The organism is Massilia glaciei, from assembly GCF_003011895.2.
Lineage (GTDB): Bacteria > Pseudomonadota > Gammaproteobacteria > Burkholderiales > Burkholderiaceae_D > Telluria_A > Telluria_A glaciei.
In genome coordinates, this window is record NZ_PXWF02000042.1 from 1 (window position 1) to 15,000 (window position 15,000).

A 15,000-nucleotide genomic window follows, 5' to 3' on the forward strand; every position below is an offset into this window, starting at 1 on the left:
GTTGTGTGTAACGATATGGGTTCGACCAGGCCAACTCGTGAGAAAACCTGAAAAGGCCGATCGTCACCGATCGACGGATGAGGTCCAAATTTCTTCCGAACTTGCTAACCTCGTTCACATGACCATTTCGAGCGAAATAGCCTTGGCAAGGAACTCGAACATGAGCGGATTAGATCCTGAGATATATCGCTTTGGAACCGATGACGCCTGTGCCGAAACGTGGTCACCTGACGCGGGTACGCGTAACGCTCAGCTTGTCGAAGCGTTCGAATCATTGAGAACACTTGCGCGTGTTCCCGGAAGCTGGTTGCGATCTATGTGGGAACCATCGATAAAAAGAAAATGGCAAGCATTGGCAAGGCCCAACAATTAGGTCGAGCGGACTGGCCGGAAACGGCGCAGTTTTTTTAAATTACAGGCGGCCTGCCGCTCACCACAACGTTAGACGGCATGAATGAATCGCTCAAGCTTCGATTGATCGTTACTGGACCGCTGCCAGGGGTCTGGTGCGCCGTGCAACGCGGCAAATCGGAGCTACTGCAACCAACGACATCACCCGGTGAGTTGACGTTCAACTTTACTGTTCAAGCGAATTTGGCAAAGGATCCGCTGGCTCTCACTGGCGAATTCACGCAGGGTCCGCCAGCCAAGCGCTTCGTCTACGTCAACTCAGGAAGCTACGCGGGCCAATCCGGAACAGTATGGTCGCGGCGGGCCAAAGTTCCAATCACTGGCATCTCCGCATCAATGGCCAGAGAGGCCATTGCCAGAGACGGCGTGCTGCAAGCTCGCGTTCGCGGCACGGGCGGAGACGGTGGACCGTTCTGTGCGTCAGTCCCTTTGTCGTCAGACTGGACTCTTACGGATGCCGTCTAGCAATTCATTCAACCCGATGCCGCTTCGCGGCACGGGTTAATTCAGGCGTCCGAGAAAAATCGCTCCAGCAGGCGCTATTTCGCCAGCGGCAGCGTGGCAAGGCGGTCCAGAATCTCGGTGCGCACCGCCGTTGGCGCGTTCAACTTGGTCAATGCGTCTGGCCACAACTCCTTGGCCAAGTTGACCGTCCGCTTGACTGCCGCCTTGGCAATGCGCTCAGAGATTCCGGCGCCCTTGGCCACGGCAATGTAGTCGTCGACCGTTTCCTTGCGCTGGTACTTGTCGATCGCAACGTTGGTGCCGAATCCCTGGAAGCCCGGCAGCGCCGCAACGCACACGATGTCGTAAGCCGGCGAGAGTTCGGGCATCACTCCGTTGTGATAGAGCACGGAGAAGTTTTTCAGATGTGCGTCCGAATTGCCCAGGAGCGTGTTCACCACTTGGCGAATGAAGAACTGGCGTACGTCCTCGATGCCGCGAGTGCTGAAACGGTTGAGCACCTGTACCAAGCGAACGAAGTATCCGCGGCCGGCGTACTTCTGGTTTGGCATCAGGCGAAGGAGCTGGCACGCATCTTCCATGTGCACCGCGCTGCTGGGACCACGGTCGAACCGGTCAAGCGCGAGGAAATGCGTATCCGGACCCAGGGCCGCCACCAATTCGTCGCGACCAACCATTTCCCGCATCGGCACAGTGCGGCACTGCGCGATGTTCACGCCGGCCTGCGCGGCCAGTTGCATGCACGCATATTCGTTAAAGACCTGCGAGTCGTCACCCTTGGCCGGCAGCTTGGCAATCAGGTCCGAAAGCGTGCCCTTGACCGGCATGCAGTAGCGCTGGCCGTTCTGCGCGCTCGACAGCGCCAGTTTGTCTTGGACGCCCGACAGTGACGCGGCGCCCTCGGCGGCCTGCTCCGGCACACCGATTTTGAGGTTATCCGAGCCTCCCGTGACGCCGAATGCCCGAGCAGTCGCCGTGAGCTTGTCCAAGTCCGCCGGCTTCACCTGGACCGCGCCAGGCAAATCCTCGCCAGCGGCGGCCAGCACGCCGAAGTCATCCATGTCGCGCGGGTCCTTGCGCGTTGCGGCGAGACGCCGGCGCAGCGCGCCCTCGGGCAGCAAGCCAGCGAAGAACGGCGGCAGTTCGCCACGCTCACGGTAGACCGCCTGGTCGAAGTAGTTGGTCATCGTCTTCCGGGTCAGTTCGTCCTCGCCGGGTACCGTCATCGAAATCGACAATGTAAGCCGGCGCGCGTTTGCCACGTATTCGTCCGTCGCAATGAACCGCGTTACACGCCCAGCTTCGCACAGCCAGCCGATATGCTGACCTTGCAAGAAAACGTCTAGGTAGCGCGGCATTAGCTCGTTACTCATTCGCGACCGCCACCGAACAGCTGGTCTACAGTCGACGGCGCGTCGTCGGGACCGATGGCCTTTCCGGACAGCAATCGCTGCACTTCGGGAAGCAGGTGCTTGGGCACCAGAACCCAGGTAGCGTCAAGCGCGTCTGCGAGCGCTTCAAGTGTACCGGCTTTCGCTTCCGATTTTCCGCTGAGCAGCTTGCTGAGACTCGACGTCGCAATGCCCGTTACGTCGTGAATCTGCTGCAAGGTACGGTTCGATTGGGCACGGCGAACGCTGAGTAGTTCTGAAAGTTTCATAGCGGTTAGCCTAAATTTTGTTTACATATTAGCGTAGAGACTAACACAGTGCACTCGAAAACCCAACGCGATTTAGCGTCCACGCTAAAAAAACCATAGATTTTTAGCGTTAAGGCTAAATATGCTGAACATCAGAAACGAAGTCATATCTACAAAGGTGCCAGTTAGGCCCAATGTCGTTTTGAGTGGAGCCCCCGGTGCATCAGGTTCGATGACAGCCCGAAACGACCGTCGGTCGGCTGTCCAAAAATTTCAAGGCGCCGGCCGGCATGCGCTGCCTGGCGGCGCGGGTTCGCGCAGTGCTGGTCTGGCGCAAGTGCGAAAACGCACCCGAGTATCCGGATCACTGTCGCATGGATAGCTGGGAAGTGGTCATGCCGGAGCTGGTTTTCGGGCCGAGCTAGTCGTGCTTGGAGACGCGAGGCTGTGTCATCGATTCTACGTTCGCCACCTCAGCCCCGCGTTTCGACGCTTCGAAATGTCAAACGGTATAGACTGTTGGTGTCCGGGAGATCGTCATGAATGACCAAGTGAAAGAACTCGCCGAGCGCGGCCTAGCGCTCCCGACCGAAGACCGTTCGCGCCTCGTAGACCTCCTGCTTGAGTCGCTCCAGGAGTCACCTACAAACGAGGTAGAGGCGGCTTGGGCGGTTGAGATCGAGCGGCGCTTGGCCGCATACGACCGTGGTGAAATGGCGAGCGTTGCAGGGGAAGAGGTCTTTGCCAAAGCGCGAAGCCTTGCGCGGTGATCAAGATCCGGTTCTTACCTGATGTTGAAGCCGAGCTACTGAAGGAAGTAGCCTTTTCTCGGCTGCCGGTGCTGGCCTTGGAGTCAAATTTTAACGCGCTGTGGAATCTGCAGTAGACATGGCCGTTGCCAATCCTGGTGGTGGCGCTCCTTCAACGGGCGGAACTCGCCGGCGACTTGTAAAAGGCTTTCCATTTAGTGTGGTGTATCGGGCGAGCGGGACTGAAATCCTCGTAGTCGCCGTCGTGCATCATCGTAGAAGGCCTGGTTACTGGGTCAATCGTATCGAAGGTGGCTAAGCTTCCGTTCCAGCGGACGCTTGCCGGCGCCCCCTTGAACAGGCGCGTTAGCTAGACTTCTTCGAGTCCGTTGCCACCAAGGCGGCAAGTGCGCTCTTCGATGGCGCCATCGAGGTTGGCGATCACTTTGAAGTGTTTGCTATCGACACGATACGCGATGAGGTAGTTCTCTTGCGGCTTGACCACTTTCGCGATCCACTCCTGAGCAAACAGCTCGTGGTTGTCGGCGACCGGGAGGTCCCCCAGAACAATCACTTCATTGCGATCAGGGAACAGCAAAGTGGGGAGAAACTCCTCAAACCCATCCTCGCTGATGACGTTATTTGTTATATCGATAAAATTTTCAAGCATGTTTACTTTTCCTTGGACTTTCACCTACACCGGCGCCCACGTGGCGCCCCTTGGCATCATACTACCGTAGCGGCATGAAGCCGGTTTTCACGCCCAGTGAGCCGCTTCAGAAGTCGTGTCGCAGACAACTTAAATATCAAAATCAACGTCTTCCCCGCGAAAGTTCAAACGCATGCGTTTGCACTTTCGCGAGGATGACGTCGGCATTTGTATCGATGAAGATCGGTTTCGCGATTTCTGTAGCGTTGAACACCAGTGTTCGCACCGGCGATGTCAAGGAGATTATCCCGGGCAGCAGTGCGCTTTCGAGAGGAAGACGGCGGTTGGTTCTTGCCACACGATTTTGTGCGTGCTTGCGCGGCGCCTATTCTTGCTGGTCCAGCCGCTCCAGCACCGCCTTCATCATTTTCTCAATGTCGCCGCGGATGATATTGGCCGCCAAAATGCCCGGCACGTAAAACCGCGGCACCAGCTTGCCCGAGTAGGTGATGCGCGTGCCGCCCGTCTCCGGCACCGGCGTCATCGACCAGCGGCAGTTGTACACCTTCATGTCGCCGCTCACCAAGCCGATGTCGATCGCCGACATCGGCTGCTCGTTCACCTGCACCACCAGCCGGATGTCGCGCCGGATAAACAGGAAGCGCGCCACCCCGAACTGCTCGACCACGGCCTGCTGGCCCGTGCGCGAGAGCACCTTGGCCGTTTGCAGGTCGGGCACGAACTCGGGCATGCGCTCGTAGTCCGTGAGGATCTTCCAGACCTGCGCCTGGCTGGCCCGCACGGTGCCGCTGGCGGCCACCTCGAACACGTGCTGGTTGTCGATGTCGACCCGCTGCACCGACACCGCCAAGTCGCTAGTCTGCGCCATTGCCGGCTGGGCGCAGGCGAGGGCTAGAACGAGGTTGCTGAGGAGTGGGCGTGCTGTCATTGGATCAGCGTAAGCCAAAGCGTGCCATCTGACAAGCGCGCCGCTTTTCAAGCGTGCGGCTGAGTAAACGCGCTCCCGCCGCCCCGCTTTTGCGTTGCGATGCACCAATAGAGGACGCTCTCGGTTTGCGCGCGCTTTTTCGAGCTTTTCGCTCGGGTGCATGCTATCGTTGCCTTCAGACATGAAGGTACGCCCGCCCGCGTGTCGTCCAAACCTATAAAAAAATGACAACTCAAACCTACCCACACCTGCTCGCCCCGCTCGATCTTGGCTTCACCACGCTGCGCAACCGCGTGGTCATGGGCTCGATGCACACGGGCCTCGAGGACCGCTTCTTCAACTACGGCAAGCTGGCCGAGTTTTACCGCGAGCGCGCCAAGGGTGGGGTCGGGCTGATCGTCACGGGCGGCATCTCGCCCAACCGCCAGGGCTGGCTGCTGCCGTTCGGCGGCACCATGAACTTCATCGGCGACATCTTCAACCACAAGAAGGTCACCAAGGCGGTGCACGAGGAGGGCGGCAAGATCCTCATGCAGATTTTGCACTCGGGGCGCTACGGCTACCAGCCGCTGGTGGTGTCGGCCTCCAACGTCAAGTCGCCGATCTCGATGTTCAAGCCGCGCGCGCTTACCGAGCGCGGGATCGAGGCGACCATCAAGGACTACGCGCGCTGCGCCAAGCTGGCCAAGCTGGCCGGCTACGACGGCATCGAGGTGATGGGCAGCGAGGGCTACCTGCTCAACCAGTTCCTGTGCGCGCGCACCAACCTGCGCAAGGACGGCTGGGGCGGCAGCATCGAGAACCGCATGCGCCTGCCGGTCGAGATCGTCAAACGCATCCGCAAGACCGTGGGCAACGACTTCATCATCATGTACCGCCACTCGCTGCTTGATTTGGTCGACGGCGGCAACACCTGGGACGACGTGGTCAAGGTGGCCAAAGCGCTCGAGCAGGCCGGCGTTTCGATCCTCAACACCGGCTTCGGCTGGCACGAGGCGCGGGTGCCGACCATCGTCACCTCGGTTCCGCGCGCGGCTTTCGCGGCGGTGGCGGGGCGGCTGCGGCGCGAGGTGAAGATCCCGGTGGTGGCCTCGAACCGGATCAACATGCCGGCCGACGCCGAGGACATCATCGCGCGCGGCGACGCCGACATGGTCTCGATGGCGCGCCCGTTCCTGGCCGACTCGCAGTTCGTGGCCAAGGCGGCCAGCGGACGCACCGACGAAATCAACACCTGCATCGGCTGCAACCAAGCCTGCCTCGACCACACTTTTTCCAACAAGCGCGCCAGCTGCCTGGTCAATCCGCGCGCCTGCCACGAGACGGAGCTGGTGTACGCCAAGGCGGCCGCGCGGCGCAAAGTGGCGGTAGTGGGCGCCGGGCCGGCCGGCCTGTCGGCGGCCACGGTGGCGGCCGAGTGCGGGCACGACGTCACGCTGTTCGACTCGAGCGACAGCGTGGGCGGCCAGTTCAAGATCGCGATGCAGGTGCCGGGCAAGGAGGAATTCCGCGAGACGATCCGCTACTTCAGCCGCAAGCTCGAGCTGACCGGGGTCAAGGTTGAATTGAATCGGCGCGTCACGCGCGACGAGCTGGTGGCGGGCGGTTACGACGACGTGATTTTGGCGACCGGCATCAAGGTGCGCATGCCGCCGATCGAAGGGATCGACCATCCGAAGGTGCTGTCGTATATCGACGTGCTGCAGAAAAAGGCGCCGGTGGGCAAGCGCGTGGCGATCATCGGCGCGGGCGGCATCGGCTTTGACGTGAGCGAATTTTTGCTGCACGACCCGGCGCATGCGCTGCCGGTGCCGATCGAGGAGTGGACGCGCGAATGGGGTGTCGATTTGAACGCGACCACCTGCGGCGGGCTGGTTGCGCCGGCCGATCCGCATCCGGTGCGCCAGTTGTTCCTCATGCAGCGCAAGGCCTCCAAGCTGGGCGCGGGGCTGGGCAAGACGTCGGGGTGGGTGCACCGCGCCACCCTGAGCCGCAATGGCGTGGTGATGCTGGCGGGGGTGCAGTACAACCGGATCGACGACCAGGGCGTGCATATCACCGTGGGCGGCGAGGAGCGCTTGATCGCGGTCGATAATGTGGTGATCTGCGCGGGGCAGGACAGCTTGACCGAACTGATGCCGGCGGCCGATGCGGTGGGCGGGCCGCGCTTCCACAAGATCGGCGGCGCGGCGTTGGCGTCGGAGTTGGATGCGAAGCGCGCGATCAAGGAAGGCGCGGAGTTGGCTGTGAGTTTGTAAGAGGGCGGTGGGGGCGGCTGGCGCCGGCACCAACGTCGCTGCCACAGCCACCATTCCACAGCCACCAGCCCACCGCCACCAGCCCACCGCCACCAGCCCACCGCCACCACCGCCCGCCCCTCCGTCATCCCCGCGAAGGCGGGGACCCATGCTGAGCATGCAGTCACGCGCCGTCGTTAATTTCGACGGCGTTGTTCGCGGACCTAAAGGTTCGAACTGCTCGAATCGGCAAACTCAGTATGGGTCCCCGCTTTCGCGGGGGTGACGGGGGGGGGGGGGGGAGGTGATGGCGGCTGTGGCGATGGCGTTGATTTACTTTTTGCGCACCACCACACAACCAATCGAATAACCCGCCCCAAACGAGCAGATCACGCCGTGCGATCCCGACGGCATGTCTTCCTGGTACTTGTGGAACGCGATGATCGACCCCGCCGACGAGGTGTTGGCATAGGTGTCGAGAATCACCGGCGCCTCGCCCTCGAGCGCCTCGCGCCCCAGCAGCAAGCGTGCGATCAGCAGGTTCATGTTCAGGTTGGCCTGGTGCAGCCAGTAGCGCGACACCTGCGCCAGCTCCAACCCCGCGTTCGCGACCGACTCGCGGATCATCTCGGCCGCCATCGGGCACACCTCCTTGAACACCTTGCGCCCCTGCTGGCGGAACAGCTTGTCGGCCTGGCCCACGCCGTCCTCGTCGAAGCGGTTCAGGAAACCGAAGTTGTTGCGGATGTTGTTCGAGAACTTGGTCTTGAGCTTGCTCGAGACGATCTCGAACTGGTGCGCGCCCGTCGCCGTCTCGGCCGCTTCGATCACCATCGCCGTGCACGCGTCGCCAAAGATGAAGTGGCTGTCGCGGTCGCGGAAATTTAAGTGCCCGCTCGTGATCTCGGGGTTGAGCACCAGCACCGCGCGCGCCTGCCCGCTTTGCACCGCCGCCATCGCGGTCTGGATGCCGAATGTAGCCGACGAGCACGCCACGTTCATGTCGAAGCCGTAGCCGTCGATGCCGAGCGCCTCCTGCACCTCGACCGCCATGGCCGGGTAGGCGCGCTGCAGGTTGCTGCAGGCGACCAGCACCATGTCGATGTCGGCGGCCACCCGGCCGGCGCGCTCGAGCGCCTCGCGCGCCGCCGCCACGCACATTTCGGCCTGCAGCGACAACTGTTCGTCGTCACGCCCGGCGATGCGCGAGGTCATGCGCTGTGGGTTGAGGATGCCCGATTTTTCCATCACGTAGCGCGACTTGATGCCGGACGCCTTTTCGATGAAGGCCGCGCTCGACGGCTCGAGCGCCGACAACTGGCCCGCCGCGATCGCGTCGGCGTGCTCGGCGTTGTGCAGTTCGGCGTAGGCGTTGAAGGCGACGACGAGCTCTTCGTTGGAGATCGCATTGGACGGCGTGAACAGGCCGGTGCCGCTGATGACGACTTGTTTCATAGGGGTGCTTTCAAATAAGGTAGGTCCGGCGTGGCCAGGGCGTGTAGCGTGATTCTACACAATCGGCCAGGCCGCGGTCCGCTTAGGAGCCGTTTAAAAATAACTGTAACAATTGGATCGGCCCTGACGGGCGCGCTGCTGCGTTGTTCGTCGTCGCCATAGCTCGCTATGACTCCTTCTCGCGCCTTGCCGCGCACCCGCCAGAGCCGCCCAATTGTCACACTTATTTATTCACGGCTCCTTACTTTGGCGGCACCGCCACCGTCCCGGCCGCCAGCGCCGGCGCCTCGATGGCCTTGGCGCGCTGCACCGGCAAGCCCTTGAGGTGGTTCAGCCCCTGCTGCAGCTGGAAGTCGGTCGCGCTGCCGTGCTCGAGCGGCTTGAGCTTGCGCTCGATGGCCAGGATGCGCGCCTGCTCGGCCGCATCTTCGGCGCTGAGCTTGGCCGACTCCTCGCCGCGGTCGTTGGACAGGTGTTTTTCGAGGTCGGCCTCGCGCGTGCGCAGGCTGTTGTAGCCGTCGCCGTCGGCGCGCTCGTTGACCGCGATGTCGGGCGTGATGCCCTTGGCCTGGATCGAGCGGCCCAGCGGCGTGTAGTAGCGCGCCGTGGTCAGCTTGACGGCGGTCTCGTTGCTGAGCGGATGCACGGTCTGCACCGAACCCTTGCCGAAGGTGCGCCCGCCCATGATGATCGCGCGCTTGTAGTCCTGCAGCGCGCCGGCGACGATCTCGGAGGCCGAGGCCGAGCCGCTGTTGACCAGCACCACCAGCGGCACCTTCTTGAGCGCGGCCGGCAGCCTGGCCAGCGCGTCGTCCTCGGTCAGCGAATAGTCGTCGGGCTTGCCGAAATAATGGCGCTTGGACTCGGCCACCTGGCCGTTGGTCGAGACCACCTTGACGCCGGCGGGCAGGAACGCGGCCGAGACGCCGATCGCGCCTTGCAGCAGGCCGCCCGGGTCGTCGCGCAGGTCGAGCACCAGGCCCTTGAGGCCGGGGTCCTGCCGGTACAGCGCAATGAGCCCGGCGGCGACGTCGTCGACCGTGGGCGCCTGGAACTGCACCACGCGCAACCAGCCGTAGCCCGGTTCGACGATCCGCGCCTTGACGCTCTTTTGCACGATCTCGGCGCGCGTGATGACGAATTCGAGCGGCTTGGGCGCGCCCTCGCGCACCACCGTCAGCGCGACCTTGGTGTTGGGGTCGCCGCGCATGCGCTTGATGGCCTCGTCGATCGCCATGCCCTCGATCGAGACCTTGTCGATGCGCGTGATGACGTCGCCGCCCAGCATGCCGGCGCGCAGCGCGGGCGAGTCCTCGAGCGGGGTGACGCGGATGTAGCCCTCGTCGGTCTGGACGATCTCGATGCCGAGGCCGACGAAGCGGCCCTCGGTGCCCTCGCGCAGTTCGCGGAACGCTTTTTTGTCGAGGAAGGCCGAATGCGGGTCGAGCGAGGACACCATGCCGTTGATCGCCTCGGTCAGCAGGCGCTTGTCCTCGACCGGTTCGACGTAGTCCGATTTGATCAGGCCGTACACGTCCCGCAACTGGCGCAGCTCGTCGAGCGGCAGGCCGTCGCCGACATTCTTGGACGCGAGCGCCGAGAACTGCATCGACATGGCAACGCCGGCGATGATGCCTATGCCTACCAGGCTGCTGCTTTTAAATATGGATCCCATTGCCCGCCTGATGCCCGATCGGTGCGGCAGCGATCCGGAGTGGATGGCTGCCCAGTCTGTGGGAATCCAGTATAAACCCGAATTCCGGTGGCACGTATCCATGGGTCAAATAATGTGGTCGCTTATGCATATGTCGGCCCCGCTCCGGCGGTAAGCAAATGTAATAGTGCGCGCGGTAATGTTGCGTGCGGCTTACATTGGGTGCTCAGGACTTTTCGACCATGTTTAGTGGTTTTGCCCACGCCCCCGTGGGCTTTTTTTCGCCGGTCTATTTCGCAGACCGCCAATGTATGTATGACGTATGCATGTTTCGGCCCACTTATGTATCGCTAAGTAAAAAAACGCATCCGACCGGTTTCGTCCAGTTGGCAAGCGATAGAATGCGGGCACCGGTGGACTGTTTTGTCCATACACGTCTTTTATGGCAAACATTCCCGATGAATAAACTGATCCCTTTTGCATGCCTCGCCCTGTCGGGCGCCGCAAGCGCGTTCGCCCACGCCGCCGCGCAAGAGCCGGCCGCGTCGATGACCGGCACCGCCACGGCGACCGCGACCGCGACCGCTTCGGCCGCCGCGCCGGCCGCCAGCGCGCCCGCGGACGCCGCGGCGCCCAAGATGCAGCAGGTGCTCGTCGGCGGCACGCGCGCCAACGACACCGAGGCGCGCCGCAACGCGACCGCCTCGAAGATGATCTTCGGGCGCGAAGAGCTCGACCGCAATGGCGACAGCAATGTCGGCGAGATCCTCAAGCGCCTGCCCGGCGTGACCATGGGCGGACGCCCGGGCCGCGGCGGCGGCGGCCAGGTGCGCATGCGCGGCCTGGGCAGCGGCTACACCCAGATGTTGGTCAATGGCGAGCGCGCGCCGGCCGGATTTTCGATCGAATCGCTCTCGCCAGACCAGGTCGAGCGCATCGAGGTGATCCGCGGCCCCGTGGCCGAACACAGCACCCAGGCCATCGCCGGCAGCATCAACATAGTGCTGCGCGAGGGCTACCAGCAAAAGGACATTCAGCTGCGCCTTGCCGACAGCGTCGAGGAGGGCCGCCACAGCCCGAGCGTGTCGGTCTCGGTGCCGGGCAAGTCCGGCAAACTGAGCTACGTGTTCAATGGCGCGCTGCAGTCGAACCGCCAGTTCGACGAGTCCGGCTCGCAGCTGCGCGTGCTCGAGGGCGCATTGGCGCCGATGGACGAGCGCAGCCGCGAGCTCAGCGAGCGCCGCTCCAAGGGCCTGCACCTGACGCCGCGCCTGTCCTACCGCTTCGACAACAGCGACACGCTGACGTTCCAGCCATTCTTGATGAGCAACCGCAGCAACGCGCGCTCCGACATCGCGCTCGAGCGCAGCGGCGGCAACCCGGCCCAGCCGGCCCCCTACGCGCGCCAGATCGCCGTGCTCGACGCCTCCTCGACCTTCGCGCGCGGCTTCGGCAACTGGCTGCACAAGATGGAGCAGGGCGCCAAGCTCGATGTCAAATTCGGCCTCGGCGGCGGGCGCAGCGAAAGCGAGACCCGGCGCCAGACCTTCGACGCCCAGGGCGCCCCGATCAGGCCGTTCCTCGAAAGCGACACCGCGCGCATGAACGGCATGTCGACCGGCGGCAAGTACACCAAATTGGTCGGCAAGGGGCACCTGCTGGCGGCCGGCTGGGACATCGAGGCCACCAACCGCACCCAGAACCGGGTCGCCGAGGACGACGGCGCCGCCCAGTTCGAGGATTCCGGCGTCGACCTGAACGCGAGCACGCGCCGGCTGGCCGGCTTCGTGCAGGACGAGTGGGACATCACCGAGCGCTGGTCGGCCTACCTCGGCCTGCGCTGGGAGGGCATCCGCACCGCCAGCAGCGGCGGCGCCAACGCCGACGTGAGCAACATCAGCCGCGTCTGGAGCCCGGTGCTGCACACGGTCTGGCGCATCCCCGGGCGCGAGAAGGACCAGCTGCGCGCGAGCCTGACGCGCAGCTACCGCGCGGCCCCGCTCAACGACATGATCGCCGCGCCCGCGCTGTCGAGCAACCCGTCGCCGCAGCGCCCCGACCGCACCGGCAACCCCGGCCTGCGGCCCGAGCTGGCCACCGGCGTCGACCTCGCCTACGAGCACTACATCGGAAAGAGCGGCATCCTCAGCGCGAGCGGCTTCGTGCGCAACGTCGACGACTTGATCCGGCGCCAGACCACCGCCTACCTGCGCGACGACGCTGCGCGCACGCCGAGCTTCGTGTCGACCCCGGTCAACATCGGCAAGGCGCGCACCAGCGGCGTCGAACTCGAGGCCAAGTTCCAGCTCGCCGACCTCATGAAAAACGCGCCGGGCATGGACCTGCGCGCCAACTATAGCCGCTTCTGGTCGAGCGTCGACAACATCCCCGGCCCCGACAACCGGCTCGACGAGCAGGCCAGGCAGAGCGCCAACCTGGGCCTGGACTACCGCATGAAGGGCAAGCCGCTCACTTTTGGCGGCAGCGTCAACTGGGTCCCGGCGTATGTGGTGCAGACCAGCGTCGAGGAGCGCGTGAGCAGCGGCGTCAAACGCCAGCTCGACCTGTACGGGCTGTGGAAGATCAACCCAAACACCCAGTTGCGCATTTCCGGCAACAACCTGCTCGGCGACGACGCCGAGTCCGGGCGCACGATCGCGCGCGACCAGTACGCCTCGACCCTGTTGCGCGACGCGCGCACCTACACCAGCTGGAGCGTGCGTCTCGAAACCAAGCTGTAATTTGCGATGTAAGCATTGCTGTAAGCTGTTTAGCCCCGGCCACAAGCCGTTTTTCCCCTGCCTCAAAAGGACAATGCTGTGAAACGACATCTACTGAGCACCCTCACCCTGAGCCTGATGGCGGCCTTCGCCACCGCTGCCGAGCCCGTCAAACCCGCGCCGTTGTCGGGCATCGACGTCCAGTACGTCGATTCGAGCGTGCGGGCCCAGGACGACTTCTTTGCGTACATGAACGGCAAGTGGCTCAAGGCGACCGAGATCCCGGCCGACAAGTCGAGCTGGGGCACCTTCGCCAAGCTGCGCGACGACACCCAGCCGCAACTGCTGGCCCTGATCGAGGCGGCGCAGAAGGAAAAGAACAAGAAGGCCGGCTCCGAGACCCAGAAGATCGGCGACCTGTACGACAGCTTCATGGATGAAAAACGGATCGAGGAACTCGGCGTCAAGCCGCTGACGGTCGAACTGCAGCGCATCCGCGCGCTGCGCGACAAGAAGGCCATCCCGGCCCTGATCTCGCACCTGCGCAAGATCGGCGTGGCCGGCCCGTACGCGATGGGCGTGGGCCAGGACGCGCGCGAGTCGACCAGGTACGCGGCCTACATCTCGCAGTCGGGGTTGGGCATGCCGGACCGCGACTACTACCTGAAAAAGGACGACGCCAAGATGGCCGACGCGCGCGCCAAGTACGAGCGCCACATCGAGAAGACGCTGGCCATGGCCGGCGCCAAGGACCCGGCCGGCGCAGCCAAGTCGATCCTCGCGCTCGAGACCGCGCTGGCCGAGGTGCAGTGGACCAAGGTCGAGAACCGCGACCCGGTCAAGCGCTACAACAAGGTCGCGCTGTCCAAGCTCGACGAGCTGACCCCCGGCTACGACTGGAAAAGCGCGATGGCCTCGGCCGGCGTGGCCGGCAAGATCGACTACGTGATCGTCAGCCAGCCGAGCTACATGACTGGCTTCAACCAGGTGCTCGCCTCGACCGGGCTGGAGGCCTGGAAGTCGTACTTCGAGTGGCACCTGCTGCGCAGCTATTCCGACTACCTGTCGAAGGACTTCGTCGACGCCGACTTCGCGTTCTACGGCACCGCCATCACCGGCGTGACCGAAAACCGTCCGCGCTGGAAGCGGGGCGTGGCCACCGTCGAGGGCGCGCTGGGCGAGGCGGTCGGCAAGCTGTACGTGGCGCAGCACTTCCCGGCCGAGCGCAAGGCGCGCATGGAGGTGCTGGTCAGGAACCTGCGCGAAGCCTACAAGCAGAGCATCGACACGCTCGACTGGATGGGCCCCGAGACCAAGAAGGAGGCCCAGCTCAAGCTGTCCAAGTTCGGCCTCAAGATCGGCTACCCGGACAAGTGGCGCGACTATTCAAAGCTGACCATCAAGCGCGGCGATTTGGTGGGCAACGTGATGCGCACCCGCGCCTTCGGGTACGAGCGCGGCGTCGCCAAGCTCGGCAAGCCGATCGACCGCCAGGAGTGGGGCATGACGCCGCAGACGGTCAACGCCTACTACAGCTCGACCATGAACGAGATCGTGTTCCCGGCCTCGATCCTGCAGCCGCCGTTCTTTGACATGCGCGCCGACGACGCGGCCAACTACGGCGCCATCGGCGCGGTGATCGGCCACGAGATCAGCCACGGCTTCGACGACAAGGGCAGCCAGTCCGACGGCGACGGCAACCTGCGCGACTGGTGGACCAAGGACGACCGCGCCAAGTTCCAGGTCAAGGCCGACATGCTGACCAAGCAGTACGACGGCTACAGCCCGCTGCCAGGCTACAACGTCAACGGCGCGCTGACGCTGGGCGAGAACATCGGCGACAACTCGGGCGTCGCGATCGCCTACAAGGCCTACAAGCTGTCGCTGGGCGGCCAGCCGGCGCCGGTGATCGACGGCCTGACCGGCGACCAGCGCTTCTTCATGGGCTTTGGCCAGGTGTGGCGCTCCAAGATGCGCGAGGCGCAGCAGATCGTGCAGATCAAGACCGACCCGCATTCGCCGGGCCAGTTCCGCGCCAACGGCACCATGATGAACCAGCACGGCTTCTACGA

At 63.6% G+C, this 15,000-nt stretch carries 12 protein-coding genes (1 of these 12 only partly in view); 6 read left to right on the top strand and 6 right to left on the bottom strand.

Annotated elements, in window-relative coordinates; translation table 11 throughout:
* Positions 1–373 (top strand): hypothetical protein (locus C7C56_RS29265; RefSeq protein ID WP_219933095.1); only part of this gene is annotated, 373 nt, incomplete at its 5' end.
* Between the two features lie 77 nt (positions 374–450).
* On the top strand, positions 451–876 hold the full coding sequence (locus C7C56_RS27885) for a DUF5990 family protein (RefSeq protein WP_146204256.1): 426 nt from the start codon (positions 451–453) through the stop codon (positions 874–876).
* Between the two features lie 74 nt (positions 877–950).
* On the opposite strand, the gene C7C56_RS02945 is transcribed toward C7C56_RS27885, so the two are convergent.
* Together C7C56_RS02945 and C7C56_RS02950 are read right to left on the bottom strand one after the other, a co-directional pair.
* Positions 951–2,249, bottom strand: coding sequence for a type II toxin-antitoxin system HipA family toxin (locus tag C7C56_RS02945; RefSeq protein WP_106756008.1), 1,299 nt, complete (start codon positions 2,247–2,249; stop codon positions 951–953).
* Positions 2,246–2,536, bottom strand: coding sequence for a helix-turn-helix domain-containing protein (locus C7C56_RS02950; RefSeq protein ID WP_106756009.1), 291 nt, complete (start codon positions 2,534–2,536; stop codon positions 2,246–2,248). The genes C7C56_RS02945 and C7C56_RS02950 overlap by 4 nt, the downstream gene beginning before the upstream one ends.
* Positions 2,537–3,054: 518 nt before the next feature.
* Between C7C56_RS02950 and C7C56_RS02955 the strand changes: the two genes are divergently transcribed.
* Complete coding sequence (locus C7C56_RS02955) at positions 3,055–3,285, top strand: addiction module protein (protein WP_106756010.1); 231 nt, start codon at positions 3,055–3,057, stop codon at positions 3,283–3,285.
* Between the two features lie 349 nt (positions 3,286–3,634).
* Here C7C56_RS02955 and C7C56_RS02960 read toward each other — a convergent pair whose 3' ends face one another.
* A complete protein-coding gene (locus tag C7C56_RS02960) occupies positions 3,635–3,934 on the bottom strand; it encodes a hypothetical protein (protein ID WP_106756011.1) in 300 nt (99 codons plus the stop codon).
* 364 nt (positions 3,935–4,298) lie between these two features.
* On the bottom strand, positions 4,299–4,802 hold the full coding sequence (locus C7C56_RS02965; protein WP_229457980.1) for an SRPBCC family protein: 504 nt from the start codon (positions 4,800–4,802) through the stop codon (positions 4,299–4,301).
* A 284-nt stretch (positions 4,803–5,086) separates the two neighbouring features.
* Here C7C56_RS02965 and C7C56_RS02970 point away from each other — a divergent pair, with 284 nt between their 5' ends.
* Positions 5,087–7,120 carry an NADPH-dependent 2,4-dienoyl-CoA reductase gene (locus tag C7C56_RS02970; RefSeq protein ID WP_106756013.1) on the top strand — a complete coding sequence of 678 codons (2,034 nt, stop codon included), beginning with the start codon at positions 5,087–5,089 and terminating at the stop codon, positions 7,118–7,120.
* Positions 7,121–7,432: 312 nt separating this feature from the next.
* On the opposite strand, the gene C7C56_RS02975 is transcribed toward C7C56_RS02970, so the two are convergent.
* The gene (locus C7C56_RS02975; protein WP_106756014.1) at positions 7,433–8,554 is read right to left on the bottom strand and encodes a beta-ketoacyl-ACP synthase III; all 1,122 of its coding nucleotides are present in this window, start codon (positions 8,552–8,554) and stop codon (positions 7,433–7,435) included.
* A gap of 241 nt (positions 8,555–8,795) precedes the next feature.
* Positions 8,796–10,229: a S41 family peptidase gene (locus C7C56_RS02980; RefSeq protein ID WP_106756015.1), complete on the bottom strand. Its 1,434-nt coding sequence runs from the start codon at positions 10,227–10,229 to the stop codon at positions 8,796–8,798.
* Positions 10,230–10,666: 437 nt separating this feature from the next.
* Between C7C56_RS02980 and C7C56_RS02985 the strand changes: the two genes are divergently transcribed.
* Together C7C56_RS02985 and C7C56_RS02990 are read left to right on the top strand one after the other, a co-directional pair.
* The gene (locus C7C56_RS02985; protein WP_106756016.1) at positions 10,667–12,949 is read left to right on the top strand and encodes a TonB-dependent receptor plug domain-containing protein; all 2,283 of its coding nucleotides are present in this window, start codon (positions 10,667–10,669) and stop codon (positions 12,947–12,949) included.
* A 117-nt stretch (positions 12,950–13,066) separates the two neighbouring features.
* Positions 13,067–15,000 carry the 5' portion of a M13 family metallopeptidase gene (locus tag C7C56_RS02990; RefSeq protein WP_106756017.1) on the top strand. 67 nt of this gene lie beyond the right edge of the window, so the window shows 1,934 of its 2,001 coding nt (coding positions 1–1,934); the start codon lies at positions 13,067–13,069; its stop codon lies beyond the right edge, outside the window.